4 protein-coding genes and 1 pseudogene are annotated in these 16150 nt (G+C 38.0%); 1 reads left to right on the top strand and 4 read right to left on the bottom strand.

The annotated features are described in order from the left end of the window. The 3 genes and pseudogenes from ACNQGN_RS13290 to ACNQGN_RS13280 all read right to left on the bottom strand — a co-directional run. A pseudogene (locus ACNQGN_RS13290) lies at positions 1-2451 on the bottom strand (hypothetical protein); the annotation flags it as partial. A gap of 1298 nt (positions 2452-3749) precedes the next feature. Continuing rightward, positions 3750-8300 carry an Ig-like domain-containing protein gene (locus ACNQGN_RS13285; protein ID WP_417988318.1) on the bottom strand — a complete coding sequence of 1517 codons (4551 nt, stop codon included), beginning with the start codon at positions 8298-8300 and terminating at the stop codon, positions 3750-3752. A 912-nt stretch (positions 8301-9212) separates the two neighbouring features. Next, positions 9213-13664, bottom strand: coding sequence for a T9SS type A sorting domain-containing protein (locus ACNQGN_RS13280; RefSeq protein WP_417988317.1), 4452 nt, complete (start codon positions 13662-13664; stop codon positions 9213-9215). A 1337-nt stretch (positions 13665-15001) separates the two neighbouring features. Here ACNQGN_RS13280 and ACNQGN_RS13275 point away from each other — a divergent pair. Then, positions 15002-15400, top strand: a complete 399-nt coding sequence (locus tag ACNQGN_RS13275; RefSeq protein WP_417988316.1) for a FimB/Mfa2 family fimbrial subunit — start codon at positions 15002-15004, stop codon at positions 15398-15400. Positions 15401-15531: 131 nt separating this feature from the next. Here the strand turns inward: ACNQGN_RS13275 and rhuM are convergent, their stop codons facing one another. Then, positions 15532-15891, bottom strand: coding sequence for a RhuM family protein (rhuM, locus tag ACNQGN_RS13270; RefSeq protein WP_417988315.1), 360 nt, complete (start codon positions 15889-15891; stop codon positions 15532-15534). Positions 15892-16150 lie beyond the last annotated feature (259 nt).

Raw genomic sequence — 16150 nt, 5'->3', positions numbered from 1 at the left:
GTTTCCACAATCATCTGTAGCAGTCCATGTTCTGGTTACACTGTAATTTCCGGCGCAGTTGCCTGGCGTAGTTACATCATTGAAAGTCAAGGTTACCGATGCATCACAAGTGTCAGTTGCAGTAGCTTGCGCAAAGGCAGGCAATGCTGGACAGTTGATAGTTGATGGAGCTGGTAAGGCAGCGATTACCGGCGCAGTAATATCCTGAACATTGATGGTTTGCGTAGCGGTGGAGAAGTTTCCACAATCATCTGTAGCAGTCCATGTTCTGGTTACACTGTAATTTCCGGCGCAGTTGCCTGGCGTAGTTACATCATTGAAAGTCAAAGAAGCAACTTCACAATTATCCGTTGCTGTCGCTTGCGCAAAGACAGGTACGGCTGGACAATTGATAGTTGAAGCAGCTGGTAAAGCAGCAATTACTGGAGCTACTAAGTCCGACGTCCAGGTTGCTGTTCGGGAAACTGGTGCTGCTGCGTTGCCACAGGCATCAGTCACGTTCCAGGTTCTGGTTTGTGAACGTAAACAATCGGTAATTACGATTGCTCCATCTGTGAATGTCGGCGTTACAGCACCACAATTATCGGTGGCTGTTGCTGTTCCAAGCGCTGCATTAATGGCATCTGCTGTTGGATTACAGCCCAGAGTACCATTTGTAGGTGTTCCGGTAGCAATGATAACCGGCGCCCCTAAATCCACTGTCCAGGTTGCTGTGCGAGAAACCGATGCTGCTGCGTTGCCACAGGCATCAGTCACGTTCCAGGTTCTGGTTTGTGAACGTAAACAACCAGTGATTACGATTGTTCCATCTGCAAATGTCGGAGTTACAGCACCACAATTATCGGTTGCTGTTGCTGTTCCAAGCGCAGCACCAATGGCATCCGCAGTTGGATTACAGCCCAGAGTACCGTTTATAGGTGTTCCGGTAGCCGTAATTATTGGTATAATCTCGTCTTCTGCAACAGTAAAAGTACTAGTGCATGTTTTAGGAACTTCGTGGCAAGCATCAAATACTTTATATTCGAAACTCAATTGTCCACCACAAGTCAGATTGCCTAAAGGTGGAAAATCTGCTAGGTTATCAGTAACTGGACTAATTCCACCTGTATTACTGAAACCAGCTTTCCAAGTATTATAAGCTGTTGTTATTGCTTCAGCCGTGCTGCATACTGGTAAAGTAACAGGCTCAGCGCATGTGACTGTCAGATTACTCAAATCCAAATTCAATTGAATTGGAGCCCCCGGAAAATCTTTTAATTCCGATTGGGCTGAACTCCCTGAAGATCTTGTTCTAATAAACAGCGTACTGATTATAAAGCATGGATTATTAGTTGCTTTGAGCACTTCGGTAAGATTGATAGCACCCTCAGCCCATTGATTAGGAGCATAAACACCCGGAGAAGTTCCATAGGTGTCAAAGGGTACTGTGGTAGTTGAAAAGTTATTGGTTAGATAGATATCGCCAAAAAATTCAGAGTTGGGATGAACTACATATTCAAAACCACCTCCTACTGCTGTCCATACCCTAATCACAACGTTAGCGTCACCACCTCCCTGAGTAAATTCAATAGTGAGCAATATGTCACCGACTGTACGTCCACCTTGAGTTCCTGCGCTTGTAAATCCGCCACTGCCGCCTGTAATTGGTGCAACACCACTTAAGGGGTCAGCGGGACCAAAGGTAGCACCAGTAATCATTAAAGGAGCCTGCAAAAACTCAAAATCTATGTAACTGCTCCCATTGGTTACCTGACGGTCACCTGCAAAAAGACACCACAAATCCGTAGTAACTCCAGGTCCGCTAGTACCGGCGACAAAGGTTTCATCATCAATACTTACGCCACCTATTATACCTGGATCACCATAACTAAAATGAGCACCACAATTTTGGATTTCATTTTTGTTAGGAGAAGATCCTGCACCCCAACTATAGGTGTTTGGATTATCATTTATCTTATTCGAAAGGGTAAATATCGTTGGATCATTTTGATAAGGATCCTGTAAAAAATAGCTTACCGGAACGGTCACCGGCTCAGTGGGTTTGTAAAAAACTGCCCCGGTAAATGGATTAATTACACCATGACCCGCTATAGTAGGATGCAATTGGTCAAACAAGTCACCTACACCTTCATATATAGTACCAATAGGTTCATGAGCAAAGGCATCGCCATCAACTCCTGAACCACTAATTGGGTATTGTACTGGCACTATACCTCTAATACTCCCCTGTGCATTGACCGTATGGCTCGTCAGTAAAATTGCTCCTAAAACAAGAGGCAAAACACACCACTGGCGCCAACGATAAGGTCTTAATTCTGATAAATAACCAATTGAAACGCTCTCCTTAAATTTTAAAAAATCTAATTCGGAAATAACGCCTTTCGCTATAAAGCAATTAATTATTGTACAGAATAAAAAATCGAAAAAATCGAAAATCGTACTCTTTTTCATAATAATAGTATTTTTATATCATAAATTAGAAAAAAACAGAAGTTTACAGACTTGGGAATAAAACTTGTAGAAAAATAAAACATCTTCATAAACACGTTTATGAAGTAATCCATCATTCAAAAGATTATTATTGCGTGGTACAACAACGAAATTCTTTTATCAAACTAGTTATGTTTAAAAAAGCAATCAAAAAGCTCTAATCTAAAGCGATTAGCATTGAAATTAATACATTAGGATGAAACAAAAGTTTTCAGATTCGGGGAGAAAACTTGCAGAAAAAAAACACCTCCATAAACACATTTACGAAGTTCTCCATCATCTAAAGGATTATTATTGCGGGGAACAATAACTAAATTCTTTTATCAACCAGATAGTCACTTAAAAAAGCAATCCTAAAAACTTAACCTAAAACAATTAGCATTGAAATCAAAAAACAGGATAAAACAAAAGTTTTCAGATTCGGGGAGAAAACTTGCAGAAAACGAAACATCTTCAAAAACCATTTTATGAAGTACTCCATCGTCCAAAGATTTTTTTATTGTGGGAACAAAAAACCCTTTTCATCTTATAAGCTACTCCTATAATAAACAGCTTAATCAATATTTTTTGTTAAATCAAAGTTAGGTATTACAGGAAAAAATGAAAAAAAAAGAAAGCTAAACAAGACAACATTCTGTTATACCCGACAAAGAACATAGTTCGCTAAGAAAAGCTTTACAACAATAAAAAATTAATAGTAAACAACTCGTTAAGTAATTGATAATCAATTAATTAAGCAATTTATTACATAAATTTTGTTAATTAAAAAATAATGTTAAAAGCGACAAATTGCCTTATGACATTAATCATTTTAATTGCATTTTGACTGATTTTTTAATAACAATTTCAGGAGAGTACTGATAATCTTTAAATTATTAAAATTGATTCGCTTTTTTAGGGTCTAAGAAACAGTTTTAAGAATTTTAAAATATTTCTTTTTATTCTTTCAAAATGCAGGAACAAAATGATAATAAAACTAAGAATGTATTTTACAGTTAAAATCAAAACCTCCTTCGATACTTTTTAGTTAGTACAAATATTAACGAATAATTAATCTGGATCTTAGTACAATTAGAAATCGTTTTTAAATATTTTACTACCTAAAAGGTATTTAAAAAAATTATTAACCAGAAAATTGACAACTAACAACAAAAACTCTATTAAAAACAGCAAAAATAAACCTCGAAAGTTTTTTCCTTTCGAGGTCTACTTATTTCTAATCCATTTTCTATTTTTGGGATTAGCTGATTATTTCGAGACTATTTTGAAGACATTACTTTTTTCACACTACTTCCACGATTAGTGGTCAATTTGACAATATAAACTTGTTCTTGGCCTTTTTTCGTATTGAGGTTTAGTGTAACTTCCTTATTTAAATAACTATTGTTATCCGTTTTTGAAAGTATTGAAACACCTTGTGCATCAATCACATCGATTTTCACATCAGAAGCATAGTCAAAATTATATTTAACGGTAAGCTGGTCTTTGAAAGGAACCGGATATGCATCAAAACCAACTAGTTCTGTTTTTGAAGCTTCAATTGAAGTATTTAGAAGTGTTGTTGCTGGGCATCTTGGAACATCATACCCAATAAATATTCTACAACCGTCAAAAGCATTATTGATTTTATCAACAGCACTTGCAATCTCCGTAAGTGATGCACTTACTGTTCCGCCACCCAAAGCTTTATTTGCCAATTCAAATAATCCTTGAACTGTTTTTTCTCCTTCTATGGCAGCCACAACACTTGCACTAATTGAATGATATTGATAGTCATTAATCACATTAACCAGATTACCAAATTGATCGTAAATACATTGACGCACTTTAGAGATATCTGAACCACAACCGCCTTCAGGAGCAGCAGTTACCAATATTCCTCCTTGCAATTTAAAATCACCAAGTGCCCCATTTATGCCTATATTAAGACCTAACGTTATGGTCTGAGCTAACAAGGTATTATTGATTCTTCCATTTTTCAAATAGCTGTTAGGCAATGCGCTTATAGGGAAGTTACCGGATGACAGCACATAACTACTTCCACCTCCTGGTAAAACATCAATTACGGCATTTCTATCGGTTAGTGTATTTGTAATTATCACAGAAAACCCAGTTAAACCTATTGTCATTGTGCCACCATAGGATGCTAAAGCTCTTTCTATAAGCGCTAAAGTTGTGAATTTGTCAAAACCACCATCCAAATCAGGAGCACATGACATTCCGCCAGGATTTCCATAATACCCTTGTGTATACGTACAGAGTGCTTTGGCACAGGATTCAGCAGTTACAGTCAAACAATTGCTGTAATCATAACAAGGAACCCCATTAACTGTACTAGTAGTTACACGGCGATAGTACGTAGTAACGGTCGCCACGCCTGGATCATATGTAGCTAAAGTAGCACCTTCTATATTACTGAAAGCGGCGCCACAACCTGCAGTATTACTTTGCCATTGGTATGTTATTATACCGCTGCCAGAACCAGGAGTTGTACTTGTAAACGCTGCGACATCATCTCCTATACAAACTTTCTGATCTCCGGAAATTGAGCCCGGATTTACGGCATTTGGCGTTACTGTCAAACAATTACTATTTACAGAACATGGAGCGTCATTGAGTGTTGAAGTAGTTACTCTTCGGAAATTAGTAATTACTGATACAGCTGCTGCGTCAAAAGTATCTGATGTAGTTCCTGGAATATTTGACCATGTACCTTCGCAACCTGTTGTACTCATCTGCCATTGGTATGTTACAACACCATTTCCTGAACCAGGAGCTGTGCTGGTAAAAGCGGTTGGATCAAATGGTGCACAAAGTGTTTGGCTTCCTGTTATTTCTCCCGGATTTACAGCGTTTGGTGTTACGGTCAAACAATTACTGTTTGCAGAACATGGAACACCATTGAGTGTTGAAGTAGCCACTCTGCGGAAATTAGTCACCACCGACACAATTGGCGCATCATAAGTGGCTAAATTTGCTCCGCCAATATTTGACCATGTACCTGTGCAGCCTGTTGTGCTTACTTGCCATTGATAAGTAATAACACCTGAGCCAGTTGCTATAACACTAGTAAATGCTGCTGGATCAAACGGAGAACAAAGTGTTTGATTGCCCGCAATTGAACCTGGGCTAATATCATTTACCGTTACAGTTAAACAATTACTGATTGCCGGACAATCTGCATCTGTTGAGTTAACTACACGACGGTAAGATGTTGTAACTGTCAAGCCGATTGGCGGATCATAAGTCACTGATGTCGCTCCCGGAATGTTGGTAAATGTAGCTGTGGCACAAGTGCCAATACCACGTTGCCATTGATAAGTAAGATTAGATCCGCTTGCCGGTACTGTTTCGGTAAATGCTGCAGGATTATCACCTGAACAAATAGTTTGATTACCCGCAATGGTACCCGGATTTACATTTATAACTGTTACTGTTATACAATTGCTTGTTGCTGAACAAGAAACACCATTTAGTGTTGAAGTCGCAATACGTTGGTAAGAAGTAGTAGCTGCAAGGCCATCAGGCACATCGTAGGTAGCTGAAGTGGCTCCTACAATATTAGTGAATGTAGCGGTAGCGCAAGTGCCTAAACCACTTTGCCATTGGTAACTAATTGCTCCTCCCCCTGTTGTACTTCCCGGAGTTGTACTAGCAAATACAGCAGGATTTCCACCAGAACAAATATTCTGATTTCCCGTAACTGTACCAGGAGCAATACTATTTGGAGTTACAACTAGTACATTACTGTTATCAGAACAAGGCACAGCATTAAGTGTGCTTGTTGCTACTCTTCTGTACCAGGTAATAACAACAACAGCTGGTGCATTGTAAGTAGCAGCAGTAGCTCCAACTATATCCGTAAAACCTGCACTATTACTTGTTGTACTAATTTGCCATTGGTAGGTAATAGCACCTCCTCCTGAACCAGGAGTTGAACTGGTAAAGGTATCCGGATCAAATGGCGTGCACAATGTCTGACTACCGGCAATTGTTCCTGGATTTATCGCATTTGGCGTTACTGTCAAACAATTACTGTTTGCAGGACAGGCCACACCATTAAGGGTTGAAGTGGCAACCCTGCGGAAATTAGTTACTACGGCCACAGCTGGCGCATCGTAAGTCTCGGATGTAGCACCAACAATATCAGACCATGTGCCTTCACAACCATTAATACTCATCTGCCATTGGTAAGTTATCGTACCATTACCTGTTCCAGGTGTTGTGCTGGTAAAGGCTGCTGGATTAAATGGTGTACATAATGTTTGACTGCCTGCAATTGTTCCTGGATTAACTGTAATTACTGTCCCGGTAACCTGAGTCCTTGGTCCTTCACATCCGGTAACACTGGTACAACTTACCCAATAACTTGTTGTTTGAAAAATATTTGGAGAAAAGGAAGTACCTGTAGCAACCTGATTCCCATCAACTGCAGCATCAAACCATTTCAAGGTTCCATCCGCACAACCGCTAGCAGACAGTTCAACGACCCCTGATCCGCAACGTGAAGCTGAAACTGTAACTGGTGCATCAGGTTGGAAACTTAAATTCAATTGAATTGGAGCACCGGGAAAATCCTTGAGCTCAGATTGAGATGAAGATCCTGAAGATCGTGTTCTGATAAATAATGAACTGATATTAAAACAAGGTTTTTCAAAAAATCTGAACACTTGAGTAAGATTGATGGCCCCCTCAGCCCACTGATTGGGAAGATAAGTCCCTGGATCGGTTCCATAGACATCAAAAGGTACTGTAGTAGTGACATTGTTATTAGTACAAAAGATGGAACCAGGAAAAGAAGTATTAGGAACAACTACATATTCGAAACCAGCACCAACTTGTTGCCATGTTCGAATAACAACTGTAGCTTCACCACCTCCCTGCGTAAACTCAATGGTGATTAATACGTCACCCACTGTTCGACCTCCTGTAGAATCAGGTGCGCCAGTAAGAAATGTACCGCTACCGCCATTGATTGCCGCAACACCAGTTTTGGGATCAACTGGACCAAATGTAGCGCCCGTAATTGTTAAAGATTCTTGTAAGAACTCAAAATCGATGTAACTGCTACCATTAATAGTCTGGCGATCACCGGCAAAAAGACACCATAAATCTGTTGCGACCCCCTTAATTCCAGGAGCCGGAGTAGGACTAATAAAGTTTCCTGATGCATCCGTCACTCCCCCATATATGTTTGGATCACCATAACTAAAATGTACCCCACAATTTTGGATTTCATTTTTGTTTGGTGAAGATCCCGCACCCCAAGTATACGTTTTGGGATTATCATTTATTTTATTTGAGGCGGTAAAAATAGTAAAGTCACCTGTATAATTATCTTTTATCTGATAAGTCACCGGAACACTCTGTGCAACAGGTGGATTTTGAGGAGCGCTGGGTTTGTAAAAAACATTACCCGCAGAGGGACCTGGCGTCACGTCAATCAAACCATGACCATTAATGTCAGTGTGGGTAAGATCAAACAAGTCACCTATATTTACAAAATTAGTACCAATAGGTTCATGAGCCCAGGCATCGCCATCGACTCCAGAACCTGATTTGGGATATTGCACTGGAACTATCCCTTTAATATTCTGAGAATTAGCCGTATAGCCCATCGTCAAAACTACCCCCAACATAAGAGTGAAAATATGTGATTGGCGCCAAAAATAGGACTGCAGGCTTGTTAGAAAATCATTAGCGTTTCTCTCATTAAATTTTAATTTAGAAACTCTTTTTTTCGATAAAAAACAACAAATTATTTTGTCGAACAAACCATCGAAAAATTTCGAAATTATACTCTTTTTCATAATAATAGTATTTTTAAGCCATACGTTATATCGAGTAGGAAATTTAAAGATTTGGAAAAAAATTGTAGAAAAACAATCACCTTCATAAACGCTTTTTATGAAGTACTCCATCGTCCAAAGGATTTCTATTGCGGGGAACAATAACTAAATTCTTTATCAACCAGAACTCAATTAAAAAAGCAACCTTAAAACTCTAATCTAAAAAACAACATTGAAATCATCGAAATAGGCATAGTACAAAAGTTTTCAGAGTCGGGGGAGAAAACTTGCAGAAAAAGAAACATCTTCAAAAAATAATTCAATGAAGGAATCCATCTTTCAAAGGATATTTTTTTGGGATAAAAAATCCTTTATTAACCGGAAAGTTGTTAAAAAAAACAACTTAAAACACTCTTAAATGGAGATTAAAATTAGATAATAAAACAAAAAAAGGAAAAAGGAAAAGAAGTATAATCGGCAACAAACGGTTATACTCGATTAAGTACATTTCGATTAAGAAAATTAGTATATAAAAAAGAGGCTTACAAATGCTTTTTTAATCATAACTATTTGTATATCAGATAATTACTTGTTAAAATAAGTGTGTAAATTTTATATTTCAGTTCTTATTTTAGCCTCTAAAAATGATAATTAATGAACTAATAATACATCTAAATTTAAACAACAAAGAGTACCTAATTCAATTTAAGCTAATTAAAAAACAAAACGTTCTTTCAGAACTACACATAAATATTAAGTACTAATTATGCAACTTTATTCAGGAAGTTTCAAAGAGCAAAAAATATTTTTATCAATGAGAAAATTGATTTATAAAAACAGTAAAAATAAACCTCGAAAATAAAAACTTTCGAGGTTTACTTCTATATTCTAATCCATTTAATATTTTTTAGGATTAGATAATTATTAAAAAAACTATCTGGAAGACATTACTTTTTTCGTACTGATTCCTCTGTTAGTAGTTACTTTTACAATGTAAACTTGCTCTTGTCCTTTATTTGCTTTAAGGTTTAGCGTAATTTCTTTGTTCAAATAACTATGAGTATCAGTTTTTGAAAGTACCAAAATACCTTGAGCATTAAATAGTTCGATTTTCACGTCAGACGCATAATCAAATTTGTATTTAATAGTAAGCTGGTCTTTGAAAGGAACTGGATAAGCATCAAAACCTACATTTTCAATTTTCGCATCTATAGGAGCGACATCTGTAGTAGTAGGAGCTTTTGCTGTAATTGAACAATTTCCAGGTAATGGAGTATTATCTGAACAACCTGCAACAGCATCTATAGTTCCAGTAGTTCCTAAGGCAGCTGTAGCTGAGCCATTAATGAAGCTTGCGAAAGTATACTTGCTAATCAAATCAGCACCAGAATAAACAGCACCAATTATTGATTTCACATCGTATTTCACAGAAACAATATAGGTTGCTCCCGGAGTAGCGCCTGTCACGGAGTAACTTGCATCTTTTCCTCCATTAATAACACTTCCTGTAAAGTTCACAGTTTCACAACTGCTTGTAAACAAACGAAGCTGACTTGAGTTTTGAATACTAAACAGTTTATTTAAATCACCATCATTGGATTGTTTTACCACAATTGTAAAGTTTGCTGCAGGAGCAGTAATATTTGAATAGTAGAAGAACACACCCGGTATAGCATTAGTTACTGTTTTATTGCTAACAGTTGTGCACACATTGTTTAACCCAATAGCAGTTCCTGTACTAAAGTGACAACAAGTAGTCTGTGTTGGGAAGATGTGAGCACAAGGAGTCACACTGATGGTTTGGCTACATGGAGCGGACTCATTACCACAGGCATCTGTTGCTTTCCAAGTACGTGTTTGACTTCCATCTGCATTGGTTACCGTACTAACAATAGTAATAGTGGCAGTACCACTACAACTGTCAGTAGCTGTTGGGGGATCAAAAATAAATTCTGCATTACATTCAATTGTTTTATTTGCTACACAAGTGATTGTTGGGACTGTATTATCAGTCACACTTATAGTTTGTGAAGCACTAGAACTGTTACCACAATCATCTGTAGCGGTCCAGGTTCTGGTTACTGAATATTCCTGTGGACAACTGCCAGGTGTAGTTACATCGGCAAAAGTCGGTGTAACACTTGCATCACACGCATCAGTTGCGGTTGGTGTAGTAAATACTGGTGTTGCAGGACATTCTACAGAACTTGGTGCTGGCAATGCTGATAGCACTGGAGCGGTATTATCCGTTACACCAATAGTTTGTGAAGCAGTAGAACTGTTGCCACAATCATCAATAGCGGTCCAGGTTCTGGTTACTGAATATTCCTGTGGACAACTGCCAGGTGTGGTTACATCGGCAAAAGTCGGTGTAACACTTGCATCACACGCATCGGTTGCGGTTGGTGTAGTAAATACTGGTGTTGCAGGACATTCTACAGAACTTGGTGCTGGCAATGCTGATAGCACTGGAGCGGTATTATCCGTTACACCAATAGTTTGTGAAGCAGTGGAACTGTTGCCACAATCATCAGTCGCGGTCCAGGTTCTGGTTACTGAATATTCCTGTGGACAACTGCCAGGGGTGGTTACATCGGCAAAAGTCGGTATAACACTTGCATCACACGCATCGGTTGCGGTTGGCGTAGTAAATACTGGTGTTGCAGGACATTCGATAGCACTTGGTGCTGGCAATGCTGATAGCACTGGAGCGGTATTATCGGTTACACCAATAGTTTGTGAAGCAGTGGAACTGTTGCCACAATCATCAGTAGCGGTCCAGGTTCTGGTTACTGAATATTCCTGTGGACAACTGCCAGGTGTGGTTACATCGGCAAAAGTCGGTATAACACTTGCATCACACGCATCGGTTGCCGTTGGTGTAGTAAATACTGGTGTTGCAGGACATTCTATAGCACTTGGTGCTGGCAATGCTGATAGCACTGGAGCGGTATTATCCGTTACACCAATAGTTTGTGAAGCAGTGGAACTGTTGCCACAATCATCAGTCACGGTCCAGGTTCTGGTTACTGAATATTCCTGTGGACAACTGCCAGGGGTGGTTACATCGGCAAAAGTCGGTGTAACACTTGTATCACACGCATCGGTTGCCGTTGGTGTAGTAAATACTGGTGTCGCAGGACATTCTACAGCACTTGGTGCTGGCAATGCTGATAGCACTGGAGCAGTATTATCTGTTACACCAATAGTTTGTGAAGCAGTGGAACTGTTGCCACAATCATCAGTCGCAGTCCAGGTTCTGGTGACTGAATATTCCTGTGGACAACTGCCAGGGGTGGTTACATCGGCAAAAGTCGGTGTAACACTTGCATCACACGCATCAGTTGCGGTTGGTGTAGTAAATACTGGTGTTGCAGGACATTCTACAGAACTTGGTGCTGGCAATGCTGATAGCACTGGAGCGGTATTATCCGTTACACCAATAGTTTGTGAAGCAGTAGAACTGTTGCCACAATCATCAATAGCGGTCCAGGTTCTGGTTACTGAATATTCCTGTGGACAACTGCCAGGTGTGGTTACATCGGCAAAAGTCGGTGTAACACTTGCATCACACGCATCGGTTGCGGTTGGTGTAGTAAATACTGGTGTTGCAGGACATTCTACAGAACTTGGTGCTGGCAATGCTGATAGCACTGGAGCGGTATTATCCGTTACACCAATAGTTTGTGAAGCAGTGGAACTGTTGCCACAATCATCAGTCGCGGTCCAGGTTCTGGTTACTGAATATTCCTGTGGACAACTGCCAGGGGTGGTTACATCGGCAAAAGTCGGTATAACACTTGCATCACACGCATCGGTTGCGGTTGGCGTAGTAAATACTGGTGTTGCAGGACATTCTATAGCACTTGGTGCTGGCAATGCTGAAAGCACCGGAGCGGTATTATCCTCTACACTAATGGTTTGAGAAGCAGTGGAACTGTTGCCACAATCATCAGTAGCGGTCCAGGTTCTGGTTACTGAATATTCCTGTGGACAAGTACCGGGTGTAGTTACATCGGCAAAAGTCGGTGTAATACTTGCATCACACGCATCGGTTGCCGTTGGGGTTGCAAATGATGGGGTTGCTGGACATACAATAGTACTTGGCGCTGGCAACGATGAAAGCACCGGTGCTGTATTATCTGTCACACCTATTGTTTGAGAAGCAGTTGCAATGTTACCGCAAGCATCTGTAGCGGTCCAGGTTCTGGTTACAGAATATTCCTGCGGACAACCACCTGGTGTAGTTACATCTGCAAAAGTTAGTGATTTTAATTCACAATTGTCAGTTGCAGTTGGTGTTGCAAAAGATGGAGTACCAGGACACTCAACAGTTGTTGGACCTGGCAATGCAGAAATCACTGGTGGTATTTCATCAGTACACAAATTCAATTGAATCGGAGCTCCAGGGAAATCTTTTAATTCAGATTGCGCTGAACTACCTGAAGATCTTGTTCTGATAAACACAGTACTAAGGACAAAACACTCATGCCCAGGTTGATCTAAACCGAACACTTTTGTAAGATTGATGGCGCCTTCAGCCCATTGATTTACAGCATAAGTACCGCCAGTTGCACCGCTTCCGTACACATCAAAGGGCACGAAGGTTGGTGCGGTATTATTGGTACAATAAATACCGCCTAGAAAAAGTGAATTTGGTCTAACAACATATTCAAAACCACCACCGGCTTTGGCTTCCCATCTTCGGATCACAACGGTAGCATCTCCACCACCTTGTGTAAATTCAATGGTGACTAAAATATCTCCAAGAGTACGTCCACCATCGGTACCAGCTGATACAAATCCACCACTGGTAGTACCAAACATTGATAAAGTAGCTTGTAAAAACTCGAAATCAATATAGCTGCTACCATTGGTTACCTGACGGTCACCTGCGAAAAGACACCACAAATCTGTAGGCTTTCCAGCCACAGCATAAGAAGTTCCTTCTACTGTACCTATTACATTTTGATCACCATAAGTAAAATGAACTCCGCAATTTTGGATTTCATTTTTATTAGGAGAAGATCCTGCTCCCCAAGTATAGCCCCCTGTTAAAGGGCCTGGGCCATCTGGATCACCAGGGTTACCATTAATTTTATTAGAACCGGTAAATATAGTTGGATCCTGAACATCGCCACCCCAGGCATCCGCCAACCTAAAGGTAGGCCCGGAACATAAAAATTCTGGAGGAGGTGCTAGATTAATTACACCACCACCTGAACCAACGTTATTATCAAATAAATCACCTACGCCTAGTATAGGAGTGTCAGCAAAAGCATCACCATCCACACCGGAACCTCCATGAGGGCACTGTACCGGGACTACTCCTTTAATAGACTGCCCGTTAGAGACATTACCCGTCATAAGAATTACTACCAACATAATTGGCAATCTAAGTGACTTACGCCAACAGCGTAGCCACAAATCTGAAAGGTACTCGATTGAATTTCTCTCCTCAAATTTTAAAAAATTTAATTTAGAAACAGTGTTTTTCGTTAAGAAACAACAATTTATTTTGCTGGATAAAACATCGAAAAACTTCGAAATTGTATTCTTTTCCATGATAGAAGTATTTTTACGTCATAAATTAGAAAAAAAAGAAGTTTACAGACTTGGGGGAGAAAACTTGTAGATAAAACAAATCACCTTCATAAACACATCATTTATGAAGTACACCATCATCCAAAGGATTTCTATTGTGGGAACAATAACTAAATTCTTTATCAACCAGATACAGGCACTTAAATAGTAACCTTAAAACTCTAATCTAAAAAACAATTAGCATTGAAATTAACGAAATAGGTATAAAGCAAAAGTTTTCAGAATCGGGGAAGAAAACTCGCAGAAAAACGAAACATCTTCAAAAAACAATTTAATGAAGTAGTCCATCATCCAAAGGATTTTTTATTTTTGGGGAACAAAAAAATCCTTTTATTCACCTGACAGTTGCTTTATAAGCAACCAAAATCAAATAATTTTTGTTAAATCAAAGTTAGGTATTACACAAAAAAAAGGAAAAAAAACAGGGCTAAACAAGACAACATTCTATTATTCCCGATGAAGAACACTGTTCGTTAAGAAAAGCTTTACGGCAGCAAAACATTAGTACTTAAACACTTGTTAAGTACTTGATTTTCAAGTAATTAATACTTGTATTACATAAATTTTGTTAATTAAAAATTAATGTTAAAAGTGATAAATATCGCTTATACTTTAAGCATGTTATTGCAATTTATATTGCTTTTTTTATGGAAAATTTGGACAATTATTGATAACATTAAAATTGTTTCATTTTGACTAGATTTTAGAAAAATCTTAAGGATTCTAATCTATTAATTTTTACTTTATAGAAATGTTGTAAAAAACACTGAAAATGTCAATAAAAAAACTCTTCATTACAGAAAAGCCTTTCTTATCTAGATTATCTAATGACCAAATATTTCAAAAAAAACGCTAACGCCAATTAAAACAAAACCGCTCAATAGCTAATGGAACGATTTGATATTAAAACCAATACTGCGTGCTAATTAGTCATTTTTACTTTTTTATTAATAAATTCTCAACACACCTAAGTACACACAACTCGTTCATTTGCAATATATAACGTTTTCGTAAAAGACAAAACAACACACAAATTGGAAAAAATAGATGTCTTCCAGCACATCTCATTTAAGTAATTTAGTACTAGAAATTTTAATTAATAATTAAAAACTAGTATTATGAAAAAGATTTTAAAATTGAGTTTATTGCTGGTAGTAGCAATGACTAGCGTGAATTCGTATGCAATCGATGATGATTTTTTACTTAATGTAAAAAAAGGTAAAGGAAATGAAATTAGCTTTTCTCTAAATGAAATCAAAAAAGTTAGTGTATCTATTTATGATGATGAGAATAATTTAATCTACACCGAAAATGCAAAAGGTGTAAAAGGAATCCTAAGAACCTATAATTTAGATGAATTTCCTGTTGGAACTTATTATTTGGTTGTAGAAAACAATCTGAAAAAAGTAAAACATGAAATTGTTATTTCTGAAGAAAAGGCCATTTTAACAACAAAAGCGATTTCGGAAGTTTACAAACCTGCATTGAAAAATAAAAACATTGCAAATGTTGATTAGTTTGTTGCTGAAACGAATATCCGATTATTATTTTTAAGAGGCTGTCTAAAGAAAGGCAGCCTCTATTTTTTTGTCGCGTTGACATGATTTAACAGTATTATGATATGGCATTCTTTCAAAAAACACAGTTGTTATATATGCAAGAACAACATCAACACTATTTTTGTTTTTACTATGCTGTCTAATAAGGAAACGGCTTGCTTTAATTCCTGAAACTTGTTTTCGGTTTCTTTTAGTCGTTTTTCGTGAATAGCATAACCCTTTACTAAATAATCTTTTAATCGTTGGGTTGCCCATTGTCGGAATTGTGTGCCTTGTTTAGATTTTACACGATATCCAACGGATATTATAACATCGAGGTTGTATAGTGCTATTGATTTATCTGAATTAGCGATATGCATTTTTTGCATATTGCTTTTTTCTTCTAATTCTCCTTCTTTAAATATATTTCGGATATGTCTGGAGATAACGGATTGATCTCTTTTAAACAAAATAACAAGTTGCTCCTGTGATAGCCATACAGTTTCATCTTCAAATTGAACTTCAATTTGTATTTGGTTTTCAGTTGTGATTGTATTTAAAAAAGCGTTGCAAAAGTTTTATATTTCTTAAAAATTAAGTTCAGGAAAATTAAAAACTTTTTAAAATCTCTAAGTTTCCAATCTTTTGGATAAATAACAAAACCTGTTTTACGTTTCCAAACCAGCGTGCTGTTTATTGAATAACGAACGTAAATATTTTAATTATTAT

Origin of the sequence: Flavobacterium rhamnosi, from assembly GCF_048286515.1 — a bacterium.
Classification (GTDB): Bacteria; Bacteroidota; Bacteroidia; order Flavobacteriales; family Flavobacteriaceae; genus Flavobacterium.
The sequence above is the reverse complement of the archived record's forward strand: the minus strand, read 5'-3'. Positions and strand labels throughout refer to the sequence as shown.

Bases quoted from the DNA above. Each gene is read 5' to 3' on its own strand.
- ACNQGN_RS13285 (WP_417988318.1), bottom strand. From the start codon at position 8,300: ATGAAAAAGAGTATAATTTCGAAATTTTTCGATGGTTTGTTCGACAAA.
- ACNQGN_RS13280 (WP_417988317.1), bottom strand. From the start codon at position 13,664: ATGTTGGTAGTAATTCTTATGACGGGTAATGTCTCTAACGGGCAGTCT.
- ACNQGN_RS13275 (WP_417988316.1), top strand. From the start codon at position 15,002: ATGAAAAAGATTTTAAAATTGAGTTTATTGCTGGTAGTAGCAATGACT.